Source organism: Sphingobacterium psychroaquaticum (assembly GCF_004421025.1).
GTDB classification, from domain to species: Bacteria; Bacteroidota; Bacteroidia; order Sphingobacteriales; family Sphingobacteriaceae; genus Sphingobacterium; species Sphingobacterium psychroaquaticum.
This window is the reverse complement of the sequence record NZ_CP038029.1, coordinates 2,035,739-2,050,171: the sequence shown is the minus strand read 5'-3', so window position 1 is coordinate 2,050,171 and position 14,433 is coordinate 2,035,739. Positions and strand designations below refer to the sequence as shown.

The 14,433-nt window shown below is 39.8% G+C and carries 18 protein-coding genes; 1 reads left to right on the top strand and 17 read right to left on the bottom strand.

The features are described 5' to 3' along the window. Window positions 1–41: 41 nt before the first annotated feature. The 10 genes from E2P86_RS08575 to E2P86_RS08530 all read right to left on the bottom strand — a co-directional run bounded on the left by E2P86_RS08575 (window position 42) and on the right by E2P86_RS08530 (window position 6,170). Window positions 42–533, bottom strand: a complete 492-nt coding sequence (locus tag E2P86_RS08575; RefSeq protein WP_134432393.1) for a PDDEXK family nuclease — start codon at window positions 531–533, stop codon at window positions 42–44. Window positions 534–701: 168 nt separating this feature from the next. Continuing rightward, window positions 702–1,262 carry a hypothetical protein gene (locus tag E2P86_RS08570; protein ID WP_134432392.1) on the bottom strand — a complete coding sequence of 187 codons (561 nt, stop codon included), beginning with the start codon at window positions 1,260–1,262 and terminating at the stop codon, window positions 702–704. A 72-nt stretch (window positions 1,263–1,334) separates the two neighbouring features. Then, a complete protein-coding gene (locus E2P86_RS08565) occupies window positions 1,335–1,874 on the bottom strand; it encodes a hypothetical protein (protein WP_134432390.1) in 540 nt (179 codons plus the stop codon). 40 nt (window positions 1,875–1,914) lie between these two features. After that, the gene (locus tag E2P86_RS08560) at window positions 1,915–2,361 is read right to left on the bottom strand and encodes a hypothetical protein (protein ID WP_134432388.1); all 447 of its coding nucleotides are present in this window, start codon (window positions 2,359–2,361) and stop codon (window positions 1,915–1,917) included. Window positions 2,362–2,364: 3 nt separating this feature from the next. After that, window positions 2,365–2,820, bottom strand: coding sequence for a hypothetical protein (locus E2P86_RS08555; protein ID WP_134432386.1), 456 nt, complete (start codon window positions 2,818–2,820; stop codon window positions 2,365–2,367). 293 nt (window positions 2,821–3,113) lie between these two features. Next, on the bottom strand, window positions 3,114–3,443 hold the full coding sequence (locus tag E2P86_RS08550; protein WP_134432384.1) for a DUF6706 family protein: 330 nt from the start codon (window positions 3,441–3,443) through the stop codon (window positions 3,114–3,116). Between the two features lies 1 nt (window position 3,444). Then, entirely contained in the window at window positions 3,445–3,945 is a 501-nt protein-coding gene (locus E2P86_RS08545; RefSeq protein ID WP_134432382.1) for a hypothetical protein, read from the bottom strand. After that, window positions 3,938–5,023, bottom strand: coding sequence for a major capsid protein (locus E2P86_RS08540; RefSeq protein ID WP_166785174.1), 1,086 nt, complete (start codon window positions 5,021–5,023; stop codon window positions 3,938–3,940). The genes E2P86_RS08545 and E2P86_RS08540 overlap by 8 nt, the downstream gene beginning before the upstream one ends. Before the next feature lie 56 nt (window positions 5,024–5,079). Then, window positions 5,080–5,454 (bottom strand): hypothetical protein, encoded by a 375-nt coding sequence (locus E2P86_RS08535; protein WP_134432378.1) that lies wholly within the window; start codon window positions 5,452–5,454, stop codon window positions 5,080–5,082. 11 nt (window positions 5,455–5,465) lie between these two features. Next, the gene (locus tag E2P86_RS08530) at window positions 5,466–6,170 is read right to left on the bottom strand and encodes a hypothetical protein (RefSeq protein ID WP_134432376.1); all 705 of its coding nucleotides are present in this window, start codon (window positions 6,168–6,170) and stop codon (window positions 5,466–5,468) included. Window positions 6,171–6,348: 178 nt separating this feature from the next. Here E2P86_RS08530 and E2P86_RS08525 point away from each other — a divergent pair, with 178 nt between their 5' ends. Continuing rightward, window positions 6,349–6,531 (top strand): DUF2158 domain-containing protein, encoded by a 183-nt coding sequence (locus tag E2P86_RS08525; RefSeq protein WP_134432374.1) that lies wholly within the window; start codon window positions 6,349–6,351, stop codon window positions 6,529–6,531. Between the two features lie 110 nt (window positions 6,532–6,641). Here E2P86_RS08525 and E2P86_RS08520 read toward each other — a convergent pair whose 3' ends face one another. The 7 genes from E2P86_RS08520 to E2P86_RS08490 form a co-directional block, all read right to left on the bottom strand. Next, complete coding sequence (locus tag E2P86_RS08520) at window positions 6,642–8,195, bottom strand: phage portal protein (protein ID WP_134432372.1); 1,554 nt, start codon at window positions 8,193–8,195, stop codon at window positions 6,642–6,644. A gap of 24 nt (window positions 8,196–8,219) precedes the next feature. Continuing rightward, the gene (locus E2P86_RS08515) at window positions 8,220–9,728 is read right to left on the bottom strand and encodes a terminase large subunit domain-containing protein (RefSeq protein WP_134432370.1); all 1,509 of its coding nucleotides are present in this window, start codon (window positions 9,726–9,728) and stop codon (window positions 8,220–8,222) included. Next, window positions 9,728–10,483, bottom strand: a complete 756-nt coding sequence (locus E2P86_RS08510) for a terminase small subunit (RefSeq protein WP_134432368.1) — start codon at window positions 10,481–10,483, stop codon at window positions 9,728–9,730. The genes E2P86_RS08515 and E2P86_RS08510 overlap by 1 nt, the downstream gene beginning before the upstream one ends. Then, entirely contained in the window at window positions 10,476–10,850 is a 375-nt protein-coding gene (locus E2P86_RS08505) for a hypothetical protein (protein WP_134432366.1), read from the bottom strand. The genes E2P86_RS08510 and E2P86_RS08505 overlap by 8 nt, the downstream gene beginning before the upstream one ends. Window positions 10,851–10,902: 52 nt before the next feature. Beyond that, window positions 10,903–12,390, bottom strand: coding sequence for a replicative DNA helicase (gene dnaB / locus E2P86_RS08500; RefSeq protein WP_134432364.1), 1,488 nt, complete (start codon window positions 12,388–12,390; stop codon window positions 10,903–10,905). After that, window positions 12,387–13,322, bottom strand: coding sequence for a DUF4373 domain-containing protein (locus E2P86_RS08495; RefSeq protein WP_134432362.1), 936 nt, complete (start codon window positions 13,320–13,322; stop codon window positions 12,387–12,389). Before E2P86_RS08495 ends, dnaB begins: the two co-directional genes overlap by 4 nt. 295 nt (window positions 13,323–13,617) lie before the next feature. Beyond that, a complete protein-coding gene (locus E2P86_RS08490) occupies window positions 13,618–14,286 on the bottom strand; it encodes a hypothetical protein (protein ID WP_134432360.1) in 669 nt (222 codons plus the stop codon). Window positions 14,287–14,433: the final 147 nt, after the last annotated feature.

Here is a 14,433-nt window from a genome sequence, read left to right as displayed (position 1 = left end):
AAGTATTTTGATTATAATTCAAATATAGCAAAATTCATTTTTCAACTTAATAGTTCCTTAACAAATAATAAGGTCTCTATAGTCAACATCTCACAGGGCTGTCGTCTAATCAACCTCCATCCCTTCGATACAAGAAGGTTATTCTTTTCCATATCACGTGCAATGCCGGTGCCGGAAGAATGACCGCTATTACCTTTCATATAGATACCTCCCTCCTGCTCAATTGCTATTTTAAATTCAGGTATTGCATAATCTATACGGAACTGCCTATCTGTACAAAAGTAAAACTCGGGCCATAGCTCAATGCCTAGCTCCTGCTTTACGAACTGAATAAAAGGATCGTTGTATTTTTCTTTGTTTTTAATATTTCGTGTATCGTCTACACATCCAGTTTTAAGCGTTTTGGTACGCTTTTTTGGTTTTGTGGTCACAGATAAAGCCTGAGCAGAATTAGGCGGGTACAGCACGCTATTAACCTCTACGTAGCCGCGAGACTTAACGTCCTTGATTAATGCCGTGCCCCATCCCTTCATACTAAACTCCTTTTCCTTCTGACAACCTCTTGCCTATATCAAACAAAGAAATAGAACTGCTAACTGATTTTGAATTGTTACTACCCCATGCTGAACCTCCTTCGCTTGAATCCATATCGGGAATTACCGCATTATACATAAGGAGGTTTCGCCATGACATTTTCCATTTTACTGTATACTCGTTCCATCCGTAGTATTTGCAGACGTTTCCGATGAAGGCCCAGGGACTTCGGGATCCAGGGTAATGTTTAGATCCTGAACTACTCTGAGAGATGTTGTAATGCCGAAAAAAGTTTCAACATCTAACCTCCGGTAGATGTCATAAATTAAAGCCTCTAGTTCCTTCGCGCTAAACTGATAATTCAATGCATCATAAAGCCATTCTGGCGGGTCTGACGGCTTATTGCGCACTCCTAATGCCGCGAATTCAATAAGCAAAAAAATGTTGGTTCTGATTATTTTATAGACGCTTAAATCGTTCGTGTCTCCTTTATCTGTCTTGACCTTTAGATCAATCAAACTACCTAACAACCGATAGACGGTACCAGGCGTCGGGTCCGAAAGATAAAGCTTCTTGTATTTAGGAAGGATAAACAAGGTCGACAATACCCGTTGCCATTTTGAACGGTATGTAATTCGAACCTTTTTTATGAATTTCTTTGCTCCAGTAACTGTTTCAACGACCTCTTTGCCGACTGGATTTGTCGTTTCATTTGTTTTTGTAATCATATAGTTAGGATTAAAAAGCCCTACTAACCGCCTAACCTTCGGCTTTCAGGCTTATGATTTAACAATCAGTTTCTATCCTTCAGGAATCGCAGCATCAACGAATTTGAAGCCATACGGCGAAACGGCCTTCCCTGCAGCATCCGACGGCGTAGTTGCTTCCCCTGAAAAGCTTAAAGCAACAAATCCTGATTTTGTAAAATTGTTAACGATACCCGCAGAAATTGCTGCTACCGGAATTTCTAAAACAAACTTCTTACCTTCAAATTCTTTGGAGGTAAATCTAATTGCCAACGAATGTATCTTATCTTCGGTAGGTGCTTTGAACTCTGTTGCGCTAGACGTTACTTCGCCTTTAAACAATAGATTAGCATTATCAATTGATAAGTCAAGCGAATTCGCCGCAAATGTCGGCGGATCAGTTTCGCCAGGTAACACCCACCGAACTCCTGCTTTATCCTCAACTCTAATTCTAACCTTTTCCAAAGGTGGGATCGTCATCGTTACCGAATCCATCTCGATATCAACAATCTTTTTCCAACCGGTGGTTGGCATAGCCCCGTTTAACCCTATTGGAGCTAGCTCAATACTTTCGACACCTGTTACTGCTGCCATAATATTTTTGATTTGTGGCCATAGGCCGTGAATTATTCTGTTATTTTTTATCCTTACGTAAGTAGAAATATCGAACTACGATATTGTAATACCATTTGTTGCCATTGGGAATAACCTCCCCACCCGAATCAAGATGAATAATGAAATCAAAGCCTCTGAACCCATCCACCACTTTCATAACATACGAGCCAATTTCTTCCATCCTAGCAATGTTTGGCTGTGTATTGTCTACAGCATTAGGTACTCCCGTGGATTGGTTTTTAAAGTTTGGAACATGGATATTGATATTGAACACGCCTTCAGTTACCTGCTCAGCATTAGAAACAATAGTATTGACAATTATATCCTCTTTCTCCGAATTAAGCTTTTGGCTTAAAAGCCTAATCTCCCCCGTCATTGAAGTGTTGGTTACAACATCAGCTAATTCCAACACGCTCTTAATGTCTCCCATTGCCCCAACGGCAGTTTTTAAGGTTTTGTCTAACATCTTTTACTCAATTGTACCGATTTCATTAAACGCTTGCCTCAGTGCTTTATCAAGCCCTAGATAAGCACCTTTTAGAACGTCATAACCTCTTGATTGAACCCAGCTTGCATACTCCATACCGGAAACTAGCACAACTCCCCACCCTGTAGATTCTCTCATCACATCTAACGCTGCTTTCAAGCCGTTTTTCAATCCCGTTTGCCTATCGGTTCCTACTGGACTTTCTTTAAAGCTCTGATGTACTACTTTGCCATCCTTAACAATAATAAAGCCGGTAGAACTCCTTAAGTTTCCAGTGTGATCTTGGTATGCCTTTTCATTGGTAATTTTGTTACGAACCAATTCAACGCCTCTTTCAAGCACAGCAGACAGATGCTTAATTGTTTCCGCCTCAATCTCCCTTTCTATGTCCTTCATCAAGGAATTCATATCCGTTGTGATTTGTAAGCATATATTCATAATCTTTAAACTTTAGCAACTACCTAAACAATGAAATGCTCCGACATGGAAAGAGAGCAGTTCTTGCTGGTATACAAAAACTTCTCCTCGCTCATTATGCGCGTTAAATGTTGTGCCCAACAATATCGATGGTGTTCCATAGGGGAATGCAATATCAAATGAAACTTGGACATCCGTCCCGTCTCGTCGTTGTCGAAAAACCACCCCTTCAGCTGGCCGGAATCTGCACTCAAGCTCCTCCGTTTCTCCACTTTGGTTTTCGAAAACTATTTTATCTGGATATTGCTCTCCTATTACCATAAATCTGATACACTATTAATTGTTGCCGAATTGTCCATATCATCTTCTATGCCCCATTTTTTCAGCAAGCCCTTACGAATCTTCAATAAACCTTCAATACTGCGCGAGGTGATTTGATAATCCAATTCTTTTACGGAATCAGGGGAGAGTGATAAAACCAAGATTAGCGCTGCTAAGGCAAGGTCGACTCCACGCCTACAATCTTTGTCTAGTGGCAAATACTCGCCATCGGGATCGATGTTCTCATCAACCAATACCGTCGTTACGGAATTAGGTCTTACAGGAATCCCAACTTTACTTACCAGCGCTTCTCTATTGGTCATATTACTTTACCTCCTTCACTAATTCGCGAGAAACAAGGTCTTTTAGACGATCGGCATCAAAGTGCGATACATCAGCATCGATTTCAAAAATCCCTTCATTTTTTTGCGTACCGCGGAATGCGCTAATCACAACGAATTTCGGTGCACCGGATTTAACCGCTTTCGATTGTTTGCTTGCTTTAGCCAAGTCAGCTTTAAGCTTTTCATTTTCAACCTCAACGCCTTCACGCTCCACTTTTAAAGCTTCGATTTCGACGTCTTTATCTGCCAAGTCAGCTTTAAGCTTTTCATTTTCAACCTCAACGCCTTCACGCTCCACTTTTAAAGCTTCGATTTCGACGTCTTTATCTGCCAAGTCAGCTTTAAGCTTTTCTACTTCATCATATGAAGTTTTTGGCGCTAAATCCAATTTCGCCTGATCTGTATCTTGAGTACCCTCTACTATAGAAGGAGTTGCCGGAGTTGCAGCTCCGGCCTTCTCGTTTTTATTTTCGTTAGCCACCTGGTAAGATAGTTTTAAGTAAGAAAATTGATTTTGCGTTGTTCAATACCGGAGTGGTGTACGCAGTTCCTTTTGTTACTACAGTAATAGGATCCTCAACGCCCCAAGTCTTGATCAATACGATGCCAGACTTAGTCTTTTGCGCCACACCTGCCTTTACATATTCATCAGCAGAGGTCGTATGCTGTGTATTGCCAAGCTTTTCAGTTACTGAGAAGGTAACAACTCCCTTTTCCCAACCGGAAACAACGGTTTGATTTCCGTTTTTTGATTCTTGTATCATTACCGATTCCCAAACTTTAAAAATTGGTAATCCTTTAGAACTTAAAGCTCTATTGATTTCTACTAATCCAGGTTCTTGTTGCAATCCTAATGCATTAGCAACATACGTCGCTGCAAACTTTTGAACTCCTGCATTTTGTGCTACTTGTTCAATTGTCTCTTGCTCACACCACATAAACTTAGGTTCCGGCAGATTAGCTAGTTTTGCCATGCGCTTAACTTTCTTGATATCTCCAATAATATCAGCAGTTGGGTTGCTCCAATCTACGGCGGCATTTACCTTATTTACGGATGGGATTTCAAAATCAATATCAACAGTAGATTGAATACCCTGCTCGTTGTTAACTTGGGTTAATTTATATCCACCTGTTGACGCGATTCGTTTGGCTAACCACTCGAGACGTGCCTCAACACCATTACGAGCAAAAACTTGATCTTCGTAATGCCAGTCAATTACTCGCTGCGCAGCCTCTCTACGAGTAGGACCAGCAGGCAATAGACGAACTGCGTTTTCTAAGTCACGAAGAGTATTGAAGTCAGTTTCCACCTTATCACGAGCGATTTCCAGCTTCGGCATATCTCCATCAAGTTTGGTCGGCAAATTGCGACCGAAACGTGGTGCGCGACTATTAAAGTCAACAACCGACGCCATGACTTTTGCGCCAAATTGTGCTTCAATGGCCGACCACTTTAATGTAGGCTGGTATTCTAATGGAAATGCTGCTTGGTATTGAAGCGTATCGAATGGATACGTCTCAACGTAAGCTTGTGCATCCGCTCTACGAAATTCCGGCACTAATTCTTGTACATTTATCATTTTGTACGACTATGTTTTGTTTTAAATTCTGTTAATTAAACCAAGGTGATTCTAGGCAACGCAGTCGCAATATCAGCTGCTATAGACTGTAGTGCTGTAGGCAATGCGTTAATACGAGCAGTACCGCTGATAACTACACCATTAGCGAACGTATTTCCACCATCAGAAACCTCCGATGCGCGATGAGTCAATCCAATTGGCTTAATAGTACCATCAACAGCAGTTAACACTTTACCTAATCCTGTAGCAGGGTCCTTTCCTACCAAAGTACCTTCTGGTACATATCCATCAGGATAATCCGCTTTTTTTACATCGAGAATCAATCCCCCTGGAAGGGTATCCACCACATTTTCAAAAACAACCTTTTGAAATCCTTGCGTACCCGTTCTTTTTACTCCAGTTAATCCCATTTAAAGTTTCTTTATGCGCCAGCTTTGGCCTTTGCTTCCGCTTCGCGCTGTGCAACAATTTCTTTCATTGCAGGAGACACCTCGTCATCCTTCAATTTGCCACCGCCAGCTCCTCTTACAGGATTATCATTACCTAGACCCGCATCACTTGCCGCCTGAATCTCATCTGCAACATCCAGCTCAACTTCCGCTAAGTAGCTTGTGAAATCATCTTCACTATCTAATTTTAGTCGGTCAAAGTTGCGGAGTGTTTGTGTTTTGAAGCGCTCAGGAGCATCTTTTAATTTGGCTTCTAATTGTTGACGTCTGGATTGGGCAGTATTTCCGTTCTGAAGATTAACGACAGTAGCTGTTAAGGTTTCGATTACCTTATTTTGGTTCTCAACATGAGCTTTAAACCAAGAAGGAGCCTCATCCTTATGTTCTGGGTCTTTCTTTTCAGGCTCAACAGGATCTTTCCTTTCTGGATTTTTGTCTTTATCTTCTTCTTCAGCTGTTCTCCTCTCAGCACTACGTTTTGCATCATCCAATGCCGCCAGTTCTTTGAAACCAAGCACTTGGTCTAGTTTGTCGATTTCCCCGTCAATATCGTCCTCGTTTGTGATAAGACCATCTAACTTGTCCGCTAGTCCGTTGATTCGAACATTTGAAAGATTGACACCCAATGCGGTTGCCTTTGCTTTCAGTTTAACAATGATTTTTGCTTTTAATGACATGTGTTTGTGTTTAAAGGAGTCTAATCCGGAGAGCTAATCCGTGCTATCCTCGGTTAATACTTTTAAAACCAAAAGTAATCCAATTAGATTACCTGTTAAACACAACGGATTTTGTAATTTGGGAGATTACAGAAAGTATTGTTATCTTACGATATTATTAACCTTAAAAAATAAAATTATGGCAAATGAATTAAAAGCAGGAGATGTAGTTAAATTAAAACATTCAGGTACGCAAGGAGTATCGATGTCAGTGGAAAAAGTATACACAAATGCTGATGGAGATGAGGTAGCAAGATGTGTTTGGTTTTACCAAGGAGAGTTTAAAAGAGAGAATATAATTGTAAATGCATTAAGAAAATAAATAATCTCTCGCTATTTTGCAATCAAAACAATCTTAAGCACTAAGGTCGTAGTTTTCTATTAAAACTACGACCTTCCCCCGTTTTTTTTTCTGTTATACCATTTTCAATACTAACCAACCTTCTTCTCTTTACTTTCTTGTTCAGCTGCTAGCCTTTCCTCTTCTCGGATCTGCTTTATTTCATCATCTGCATTTTTAGTTAATGGAGAATATTCAATAGCAGTTTTTTGAGATATAACCTTTGCACCACCTGCAGCTTTTTGAAGTAGTCCAACAGTCTCGCTGTCATCATTAATACGATAAATCGGAATATCAAAACCAATAGAGAAAGATTTAGTGGCCGGAATTAAAGAGGTATCAATAGCACCACAAAAAGCAATTTGCAGATTGATATCGCGCTGGGTACTCATACCATATTCCCCGTCGATTTCATCACGCGCTGCTAAGTGAGCATCCATGAAAACACGATCAAAAGCAACTCCAGATAAAGCACCAAGACCTTTCAAATCTTCCATTGCCATTTGCGGAGTTTGGGTCGCTGTGAAAATGAAATTCATCAAAGTATTCAATTCAAATTCTACTGCCTCAGTAGCTTGTTCCCAGGTAACGTAACGAGCGTCTGCACCTTCACCCTCAATCTGTAAGGATTTTCCTTGCTCACCTTTCTCAAGCATTTTAGCACCAACTTTACCAAACATCGCAAATACTGGTGATGCGTGATAATCGTTGGTGTCACCTACATTTGAAATTAAGGTTTCAATACGTGCAATAGTCGCTTGAACTGGAGCCCAAGGAGGTAATGGTTTTGAATAATATGTTACCGGAATTTTCCCATAAGAATGCGATAAAACTGAATCAATAATCCAGCCATTGTTATTAGCGATAGAGACAACATTTTCACCTGCTCTAGCTTTTCTGAATTTATAAATGTGCGTAGCTGAGTAAATATCAAATCTTTGCTCTCTGTCGGTTGTAAGTCCTGAAAAATTAGGATCAGCAATAAGATCAGCAAAGCTTCTAGATGATTCGTAGATACGTCCGAAATAAACCATTTTACCAAAATCATCGAATACAGGTAAAAGAGTATCTCCTAGATCGGGAGACAAGATCTTACAACGCATTTTGAATTTACCTCTAGGAGCAATCTCTCCCCAGTAACCTGGATCGACTGGTTCAGAATACCAAAGCTTTGCTACTTGTAATTCGCTAAGCATACGTCGAGCAATTTCCTTTTCAATAAAACTGATCTTATTATCATCGCGCATTTTCTTTACCATATCGTAAAGTCGTTGCTCTTGATCATTTTTCGGATTAGCTTCGAGCTGTATTTTAGAGACATTCATAAAAGACACACGACGCTTTACAATTAATTCCTGAAGAGGCACACCGATTCTATTAACTTCGATTCTTTTGGTATCGTAAATCTTCTTACCAGCTCTATCAAGAATTGGCTTACCTTCGGAATCCTTACGCAGTGTTCTTACTTTCTTTTTAGGTCTAAACCCTTCAGCTTCATTAAAAATATCATGCTGCGTGACATCATACTCTTTTTGCGCTGTAGGATATGTTGGTGCACCTACAGCACCTACAGCTTGTACAATTGCGGGTAACACAGGAGTTGGTAATTGTACCTCTAATTTTGTTTCTTTTTTGTCCTTTGCCATCTTAATTTTATTAGCGGTTAGGTTTTAGAATAAATCAAATATTGAATCGTCGACTTCTTCAGTCTCAGAAATTAAATCAAAATATTTACGCATTAGAATTAAATCGCGCCAATCCGGCGATCGCCCGATTTCTTTCTTAACTTCTTTTTTTGGAAGAATCCTTAGTTTATTATCTTCATCAGATTTATATGTTTTTAACCAGGAAAACTCTTCTTGAATTTCTTGCTGTTCCGATTCTGATTCGATGCATTTAAGTAGAATATTATGCCCTGCGATATCGTCAGCTAAGAGATACGCGCATTGTGTTTGAAGGTTCTGATAGTTCTCGTTTTGTGGCAGATCTTTTCTGCTATCGCCATAAAATCTATTATCATTTTCACGAGCTTCGTCCGTGATTAAAGGCTTAGCATTATTTACGAACCCAAGAATACCGCACATATCCACAACGCCACCTCCTACTCCGTCCTCATCCGCGATACAATGGTGTACAGGAATACTCCATTTAGCACGCATTGCATTTATACATGCTTGAATCTCTGTAGTTGACGATTTATCAAATGAATGGCATTCCATTAAAATCCAGCCCCACCAAACACCTAGACGAGCCTTGTCTGATCCAAACCTTGCTATATCCGCGGTGATATACCAGCTAGGCTTTTCAATCATATTTTGATACTTTTCCCAAATATGAGTGTTCGAGAACATTGCAATGATATCATCGTATTTACACATCGCATTAGGATCATCATCATACTCCCAGCTCCCATGAAGTAGACGCTCCTTTTTAGCTTTATCTTTTGTTCTACGTAATCTTTCAATATAACCGCTATCGATATGTGGATTATCTTGAACAAAAGCAGCTAGATATTTCATTATTTCTGGAAGTGCCCCCTTCTTATTTGGAAGATAAAATGTAGTGTACATCCAATTCTTTTTAGGATTGCAAGTGATGAAGAGCTTACCTATCAGGTTGTATTTTTCATTATACTGGCGGCCTATACGCGTTTTCAAAACATCGTATGCACCAAAATCAATCTCTCCGCCTTCTTCAATCCACCCACCAGTATATTCTGTTGAACCAAACCTTTCATATACAGGATCCGATGGCTTAAACTTCAATTCAAGTAAATCGATACGACTGCCATTTTTGAATTGAATAAAGTTCTTTTGACCGTTATACCGAAAATCAATACCATTGCGCATTCCATATGCAGTGGCCACTTTGAAAAAAGTAATTAAAGTGGATTCGGTTATACGCTTTAATTCTTCGCGGCCAATAAACCATCTAGTACCAGGATAATTCCAACATTGAAACATGAGCCAACAGCAACCGGTCCAAGATTTAGCGCCACCTGCTGCACCACCATATAAAAATTCTTCAGTGATATTATCCGTTAGAATTTTAAGTGCCTCTTCTTGCTTCTCATGCCTACCTTTTGGAGTTTCGACAATAAAATCAAATATCCCTCGCTTGAAGGATATGCCTTGAAGATCTCTTACATCAAGATTTGATAATATTGCCGCGACGTCCATTACTCTCCCCTCTTGGTTGCTCTCATTAATTCGCGAATAGCTTCATCACTTAGTTCATTGGGATCTATTTTATTTTTATCATCTACAATGAGTGTATCTGAATACATTCCATTTACTCGAGCAAGCTTATCAAGCATACCATCAACAGCATACATTTCGACTTTAGGGCCAAACTCCTTCCATTCAAATGATTTGATTTTACCGCCCTCTTTATCTTTAGCGAGCTTAACTAGATCCAGTTCAATTGTTTCGTAAGTTTCAACCTCACTATCATCAAAGGTTGCCAATGGATCCAACTCCAAATCTATCTCAGCTCTCAAAATATCATCCTCGAGAGGGAGAATATTTTTTGAAACGAAATCATCATATTCTTGATCAGAATATCCCTTTCGGTCGAGGTACATGTAAGCACGCTTTATCTCTATTTTCTTACGCTCGATGAGCAAACTAAGTGGCCTTCTAATTGATCTCAATCGCTCTCTCTCAACAACTTTGAAATAATCATTCATTGAGGATTGAGCTATGTCAGACATCAATTTCATGACCTGATCGCTATTCATGCGAGATTCTTTCAAACGAGACTCGATATGAGCAGAAATATCAGGTTTCTTCAATAATTCGCTACCAATTGAATATGCCGTCTTCTCACTATAACCTGCCTGAGTAGCCGCCTTAGTCGCATTAAAATGAATTAGATAATTATCAATAAATAGCTGCTGCTTAGGTGTTAATCTACTGCTACCTAACTCACTCATCACATACCTCCTTGACAATTTTGTCTACTTGACTTCTGAAAACTTTATCTACCTGATATACTTCTCGCGCAACTTTAATGCGGTATGATGCGCTCTGCTGATTGATTCCTAGGCAATTTTTGATAGCTAAGCACACACCATTCTCAACTTTTTCGCTTAAAAGAATTGACTTAGGCGAGAACATCAAAAGTACGCAAGCCGTAAACTGAATCTCCGAATTATGCTTTTTAGGGCTGGGCTGAATCTTCTTGAAAAGCGCTTTAAGCATGGAATCATCCATCTTTTGAGCCGTCAATGCCTCCCGATAATCCTCAAATGGAACATCGGGATTATGTTGTTTGGCTAATTTTAAAATGAATTTATCCATGAAAGCAAAGCTAAATACATTTTATAAGTTATCCAAAAAGATTACCATTTTTTCAAAATGGAGCATCATCGGGCATTGAATCGTTACCAAAATCCCAATTTGCATGACTATTCAAACTTCTATTTTCGGACTGCAATGGCTTCTCAATGAAAGAAAAATCTGTGATAATATCCATCGAATTACCTCCATAGCCCTCCTCATCCCAGGCTGTGAAATTCGTCGTTGAGCCTTTGAAATTCATTAGGACAGTGTCGGTCGATCCGTTACGATGCTTAGCCACAATTACCTCAGCCATTCCCGCAGTTGACCTCCCTTCTTCATCTTCCACTAAACCATAATACTCAGGACGATAAAGGAAAAGAACCATATCGGCATCCTGCTCTATGGATCCTGATTCGCGTAAATCTGATAGCATAGGACGTTTGCTGTTCCCTGGTCTTGACTCAACCGCGCGACTTAGTTGCGATAGTGCGATTACAGGGATATTCAATTCTTTGGCTAGAATCTTAAGACCGCGAGAGATATCACTGACAGCATCGAATCGTGATTTTCCGTGAACAGTGATCAATTGCAGATAGTCGATTACGATCATCTCAACACCGTGCAAACGTTTCAACCTCTTAGCCTTTGCAGACAATTCGATTAATGTCAGTCCTGGGGTGTCGTCCCAATGAATTGGTAATTCGGACAATTCCTGCTGCATCGAATGAAGCTTATGCCAATCGCCATCATCAAGTTTTAGTTTTTTAATTTTTTCAAGCGGAATACCTGTTTCAAAAGATAAAATTCGATGGATCAATTGCTCTTTGGCCATTTCGAGCGAAAATATTGCCACTGGCTTCCCCGAGCGTGCAGCATTCACTGCTTTTTTGAGGGCGTATGCCGTCTTTCCCATTGCCGGACGTGCAGCCAAAATAATCAAATCAGACTGTTGCCATCCGCCTGTAAGCGCATTCATATCGTCGTTACCTGTGTCCACTCCGGTGACGTCCTTAACACCCATTGCCGCCTTTTTCGCCATATCAGCAAACACTTCATTAACCGCGTGCTTTTGAGAAACTTCCTTTCGACTTGAAACGTGATTTACGATGTTATCACGTTCGGTTTCATATGTCGATAGGATATCAAAAACGTCCTTTGTTTCGTCATAACAGTCGTTTATGGTGATGTTTGACAATCGGATAAGCTCGCGTTGCATGAATTTTTGAGCAATGATTCTCGCGTGATACTCGATGTTAACAGAACTCACCACTCGGTCGGTAAGCTCGGTTAGGTAAAATGCGCCTCCAACTTTTTCAAAATCTCCATTCTTCCGGAGTTTGGCTACAATTGTCATCAAATCCAATGGGTCACCAGAAATAGATATCTCCTGCGCAGCTTTGAAAATCAGCTGGTGAGATTCTTTGTAGAACATCTCTGGACGAAGAATGTCAGCAACAAACATCATAGCCGTACTTTCTATCATGATTGCACCAAGGACTGCGGTCTCGATTTCCAATGCCATTGGCGGCAATTTGCCTAATGAATTTCCCTTTCTCATTTCAGTCCGTACTTACGTTTTTGATGCTCTGTGAATGTTGTCGTATCTCTCCAACCGTTGTTTAACCAAATCCATTTACCAACAAGCTCCCTTTCAGTTCCATCATGAGAAGGTTTATCTCCTGCTCCACTTGTTTGGGGAATAGCGACCGTTGAGGTCTCCACCGTTTTGCCAAGTTCGATTTGCCTTCTGATCCAAGATTGACAATGCGATTTTGCATCTGAATCTTTTTCATGATTTTTACCCGAACCTGCGCAAAAGATGAAAAACTTCGATATCCATTTTGGAACATCGTCTGGGTTTTGGATACCTAGTGATTTACCCAATGCTGCTTGCCATTCTGAATGCGAAAGAAGAACCTTTTCCAAATCTCCCATGGATGAATACATTCCCCATGCATTTGGTTTTGGAAGAATAGAATCATCAGAATGATTGATGTCGGGGACGGCGATTTTTTCTTCTTTATCTTCTTCTTCTATTATTTCTTTTTCTTTCCTTTCTTTTCCTTTCTTTTCCTTTATAGCATTGGGTTCGGATTGCGTTTGCAATGCGTTCGCATTATTTCTTGATGCGTTCGCATTAGAATCGGCCTTATTCCATCTTTTAAGGGCACTCTCTTTTGCCTTTTGTGATTTAACATCACGTCTGTCCATGCGAGATAAAACACTACTAGACCAAAAACGCTCACCGTCATTTTCAAAGAGCCCAAACTCATTAATAAGCCTCGTAATACACTCCTCATCTGTGCGCAATGCGAACGCATAGCTATCGCAATCCGATAGCATTAAATAGCCCCCTTGCTCGTAAAGCATTTCTATTAAATCCCAATAAACACCCTTACCAGCTTGCCCTAATTTCATGAGGACTTTGACTAATTTAGGGTCATTTCTTGAGCCGTAATCATGGCTGAAATAGTATGATTCTTTTGACATTTTATCTTCTTCTTAAAAAACTTCTTTTCATTAATTCATACCCCCTTTTATCCTTATTAGTTTCTAGCATAAGCAGCTGGCCTAACGTTAGTAATACCACAGACAAACCAATAAGGAAAGCCCCCAAAAAGAATATAGGTAGATATAGGATGCTTAATGTTTTAATTGCTACTTTCATACGATCACTTTTGATAAGTCCAACACAGACAGCATTTATATCTGCCCGTGATATCTCTGTAATGATTGTGCATTGACTGGCAATTGCTACACCACATCATTAGGCTAGTCATGATTCCTAATAAAAATTATCAGGCCTTTCAACCTTTTCAAATTCATACACCCAAACCCACGGGTTAGCATCCCACGACTCGGCTCCATTAATCTTACACCACAATGAATTGAACGACCAAAAAGCTGTTAACCCTTCATTAAACAGTTCGCTTTTAACTAAGTAATTACGATACAATTGCCCCTGTGTTGCCAGCTGCATGTTGCTCATTAATAAGGGATCAATTCCTTCTGCAATAGAATCATTAACAGAAATGCTCTGTAATCTTTCAAATCTAACACCAGTTACCTTTAAGAATATTCTTGCTGCTTCTTTAGGCATAAATATGGAGGGTTTCCATTTATAAGATTCATGGTATTCGGGCAGATATTCACGTTCAATATTTTCCTTGTACCAATATGGATTGTCTAAATCATCGCTATACATCCATGTTTCTCTTACCCAAAGTACATCGCCAACCGTAGCAATTGGCTTAATATCATTTGTGCAATCATTTTTAGGTCTTTCATCCCAATCCAATGATGTTATTTCAGTTATTGCCCCGTCTTTAGTTTTCCCGACTCTAAACAATCCACTTTCATGCCTGCTTTTTACTACGCGTCTAGTTTGTGTTTTCCGTCCATCAAGTATAGCTTGCAACATTGGCGTGCTAAAAAGTATTGGTTTTATTTTCATATCTAGATAAATAATTGGCCTTGTATTTTGGCCTGTGATTGAATTGTGTTTATTAATGTGCACCAGTTTAATGCCTCGCTATAGGAAGGAAACGCTTTAAATGAAGCCATTCCATTTATAGTAAAAAGCACTTGGCTAGCCTTATCA

Coding starts and splice junctions, on each gene's coding strand:
- E2P86_RS08535 (WP_134432378.1), bottom strand. CDS start 5,454: ATGGGATTAACTGGAGTAAAAAGAACGGGTACGCAAGGATTTCAAAAG.
- E2P86_RS08575 (WP_134432393.1), bottom strand. CDS start 533: ATGAAGGGATGGGGCACGGCATTAATCAAGGACGTTAAGTCTCGCGGC.
- dnaB (WP_134432364.1), bottom strand. CDS start 12,390: ATGAGAAAGGGAAATTCATTAGGCAAATTGCCGCCAATGGCATTGGAA.
- E2P86_RS08560 (WP_134432388.1), bottom strand. CDS start 2,361: ATGTTAGACAAAACCTTAAAAACTGCCGTTGGGGCAATGGGAGACATT.
- E2P86_RS08550 (WP_134432384.1), bottom strand. CDS start 3,443: ATGACCAATAGAGAAGCGCTGGTAAGTAAAGTTGGGATTCCTGTAAGA.
- E2P86_RS08555 (WP_134432386.1), bottom strand. CDS start 2,820: ATGAATATATGCTTACAAATCACAACGGATATGAATTCCTTGATGAAG.
- E2P86_RS08525 (WP_134432374.1), top strand. CDS start 6,349: ATGGCAAATGAATTAAAAGCAGGAGATGTAGTTAAATTAAAACATTCA.
- E2P86_RS08570 (WP_134432392.1), bottom strand. CDS start 1,262: ATGATTACAAAAACAAATGAAACGACAAATCCAGTCGGCAAAGAGGTC.
- E2P86_RS08490 (WP_134432360.1), bottom strand. CDS start 14,286: ATGAAAATAAAACCAATACTTTTTAGCACGCCAATGTTGCAAGCTATA.
- E2P86_RS08515 (WP_134432370.1), bottom strand. CDS start 9,728: ATGGACGTCGCGGCAATATTATCAAATCTTGATGTAAGAGATCTTCAA.
- E2P86_RS08510 (WP_134432368.1), bottom strand. CDS start 10,483: ATGAGTGAGTTAGGTAGCAGTAGATTAACACCTAAGCAGCAGCTATTT.
- E2P86_RS08495 (WP_134432362.1), bottom strand. CDS start 13,322: ATGTCAAAAGAATCATACTATTTCAGCCATGATTACGGCTCAAGAAAT.
- E2P86_RS08505 (WP_134432366.1), bottom strand. CDS start 10,850: ATGGATAAATTCATTTTAAAATTAGCCAAACAACATAATCCCGATGTT.
- E2P86_RS08520 (WP_134432372.1), bottom strand. CDS start 8,195: ATGGCAAAGGACAAAAAAGAAACAAAATTAGAGGTACAATTACCAACT.
- E2P86_RS08565 (WP_134432390.1), bottom strand. CDS start 1,874: ATGGCAGCAGTAACAGGTGTCGAAAGTATTGAGCTAGCTCCAATAGGG.
- E2P86_RS08530 (WP_134432376.1), bottom strand. CDS start 6,170: ATGTCATTAAAAGCAAAAATCATTGTTAAACTGAAAGCAAAGGCAACC.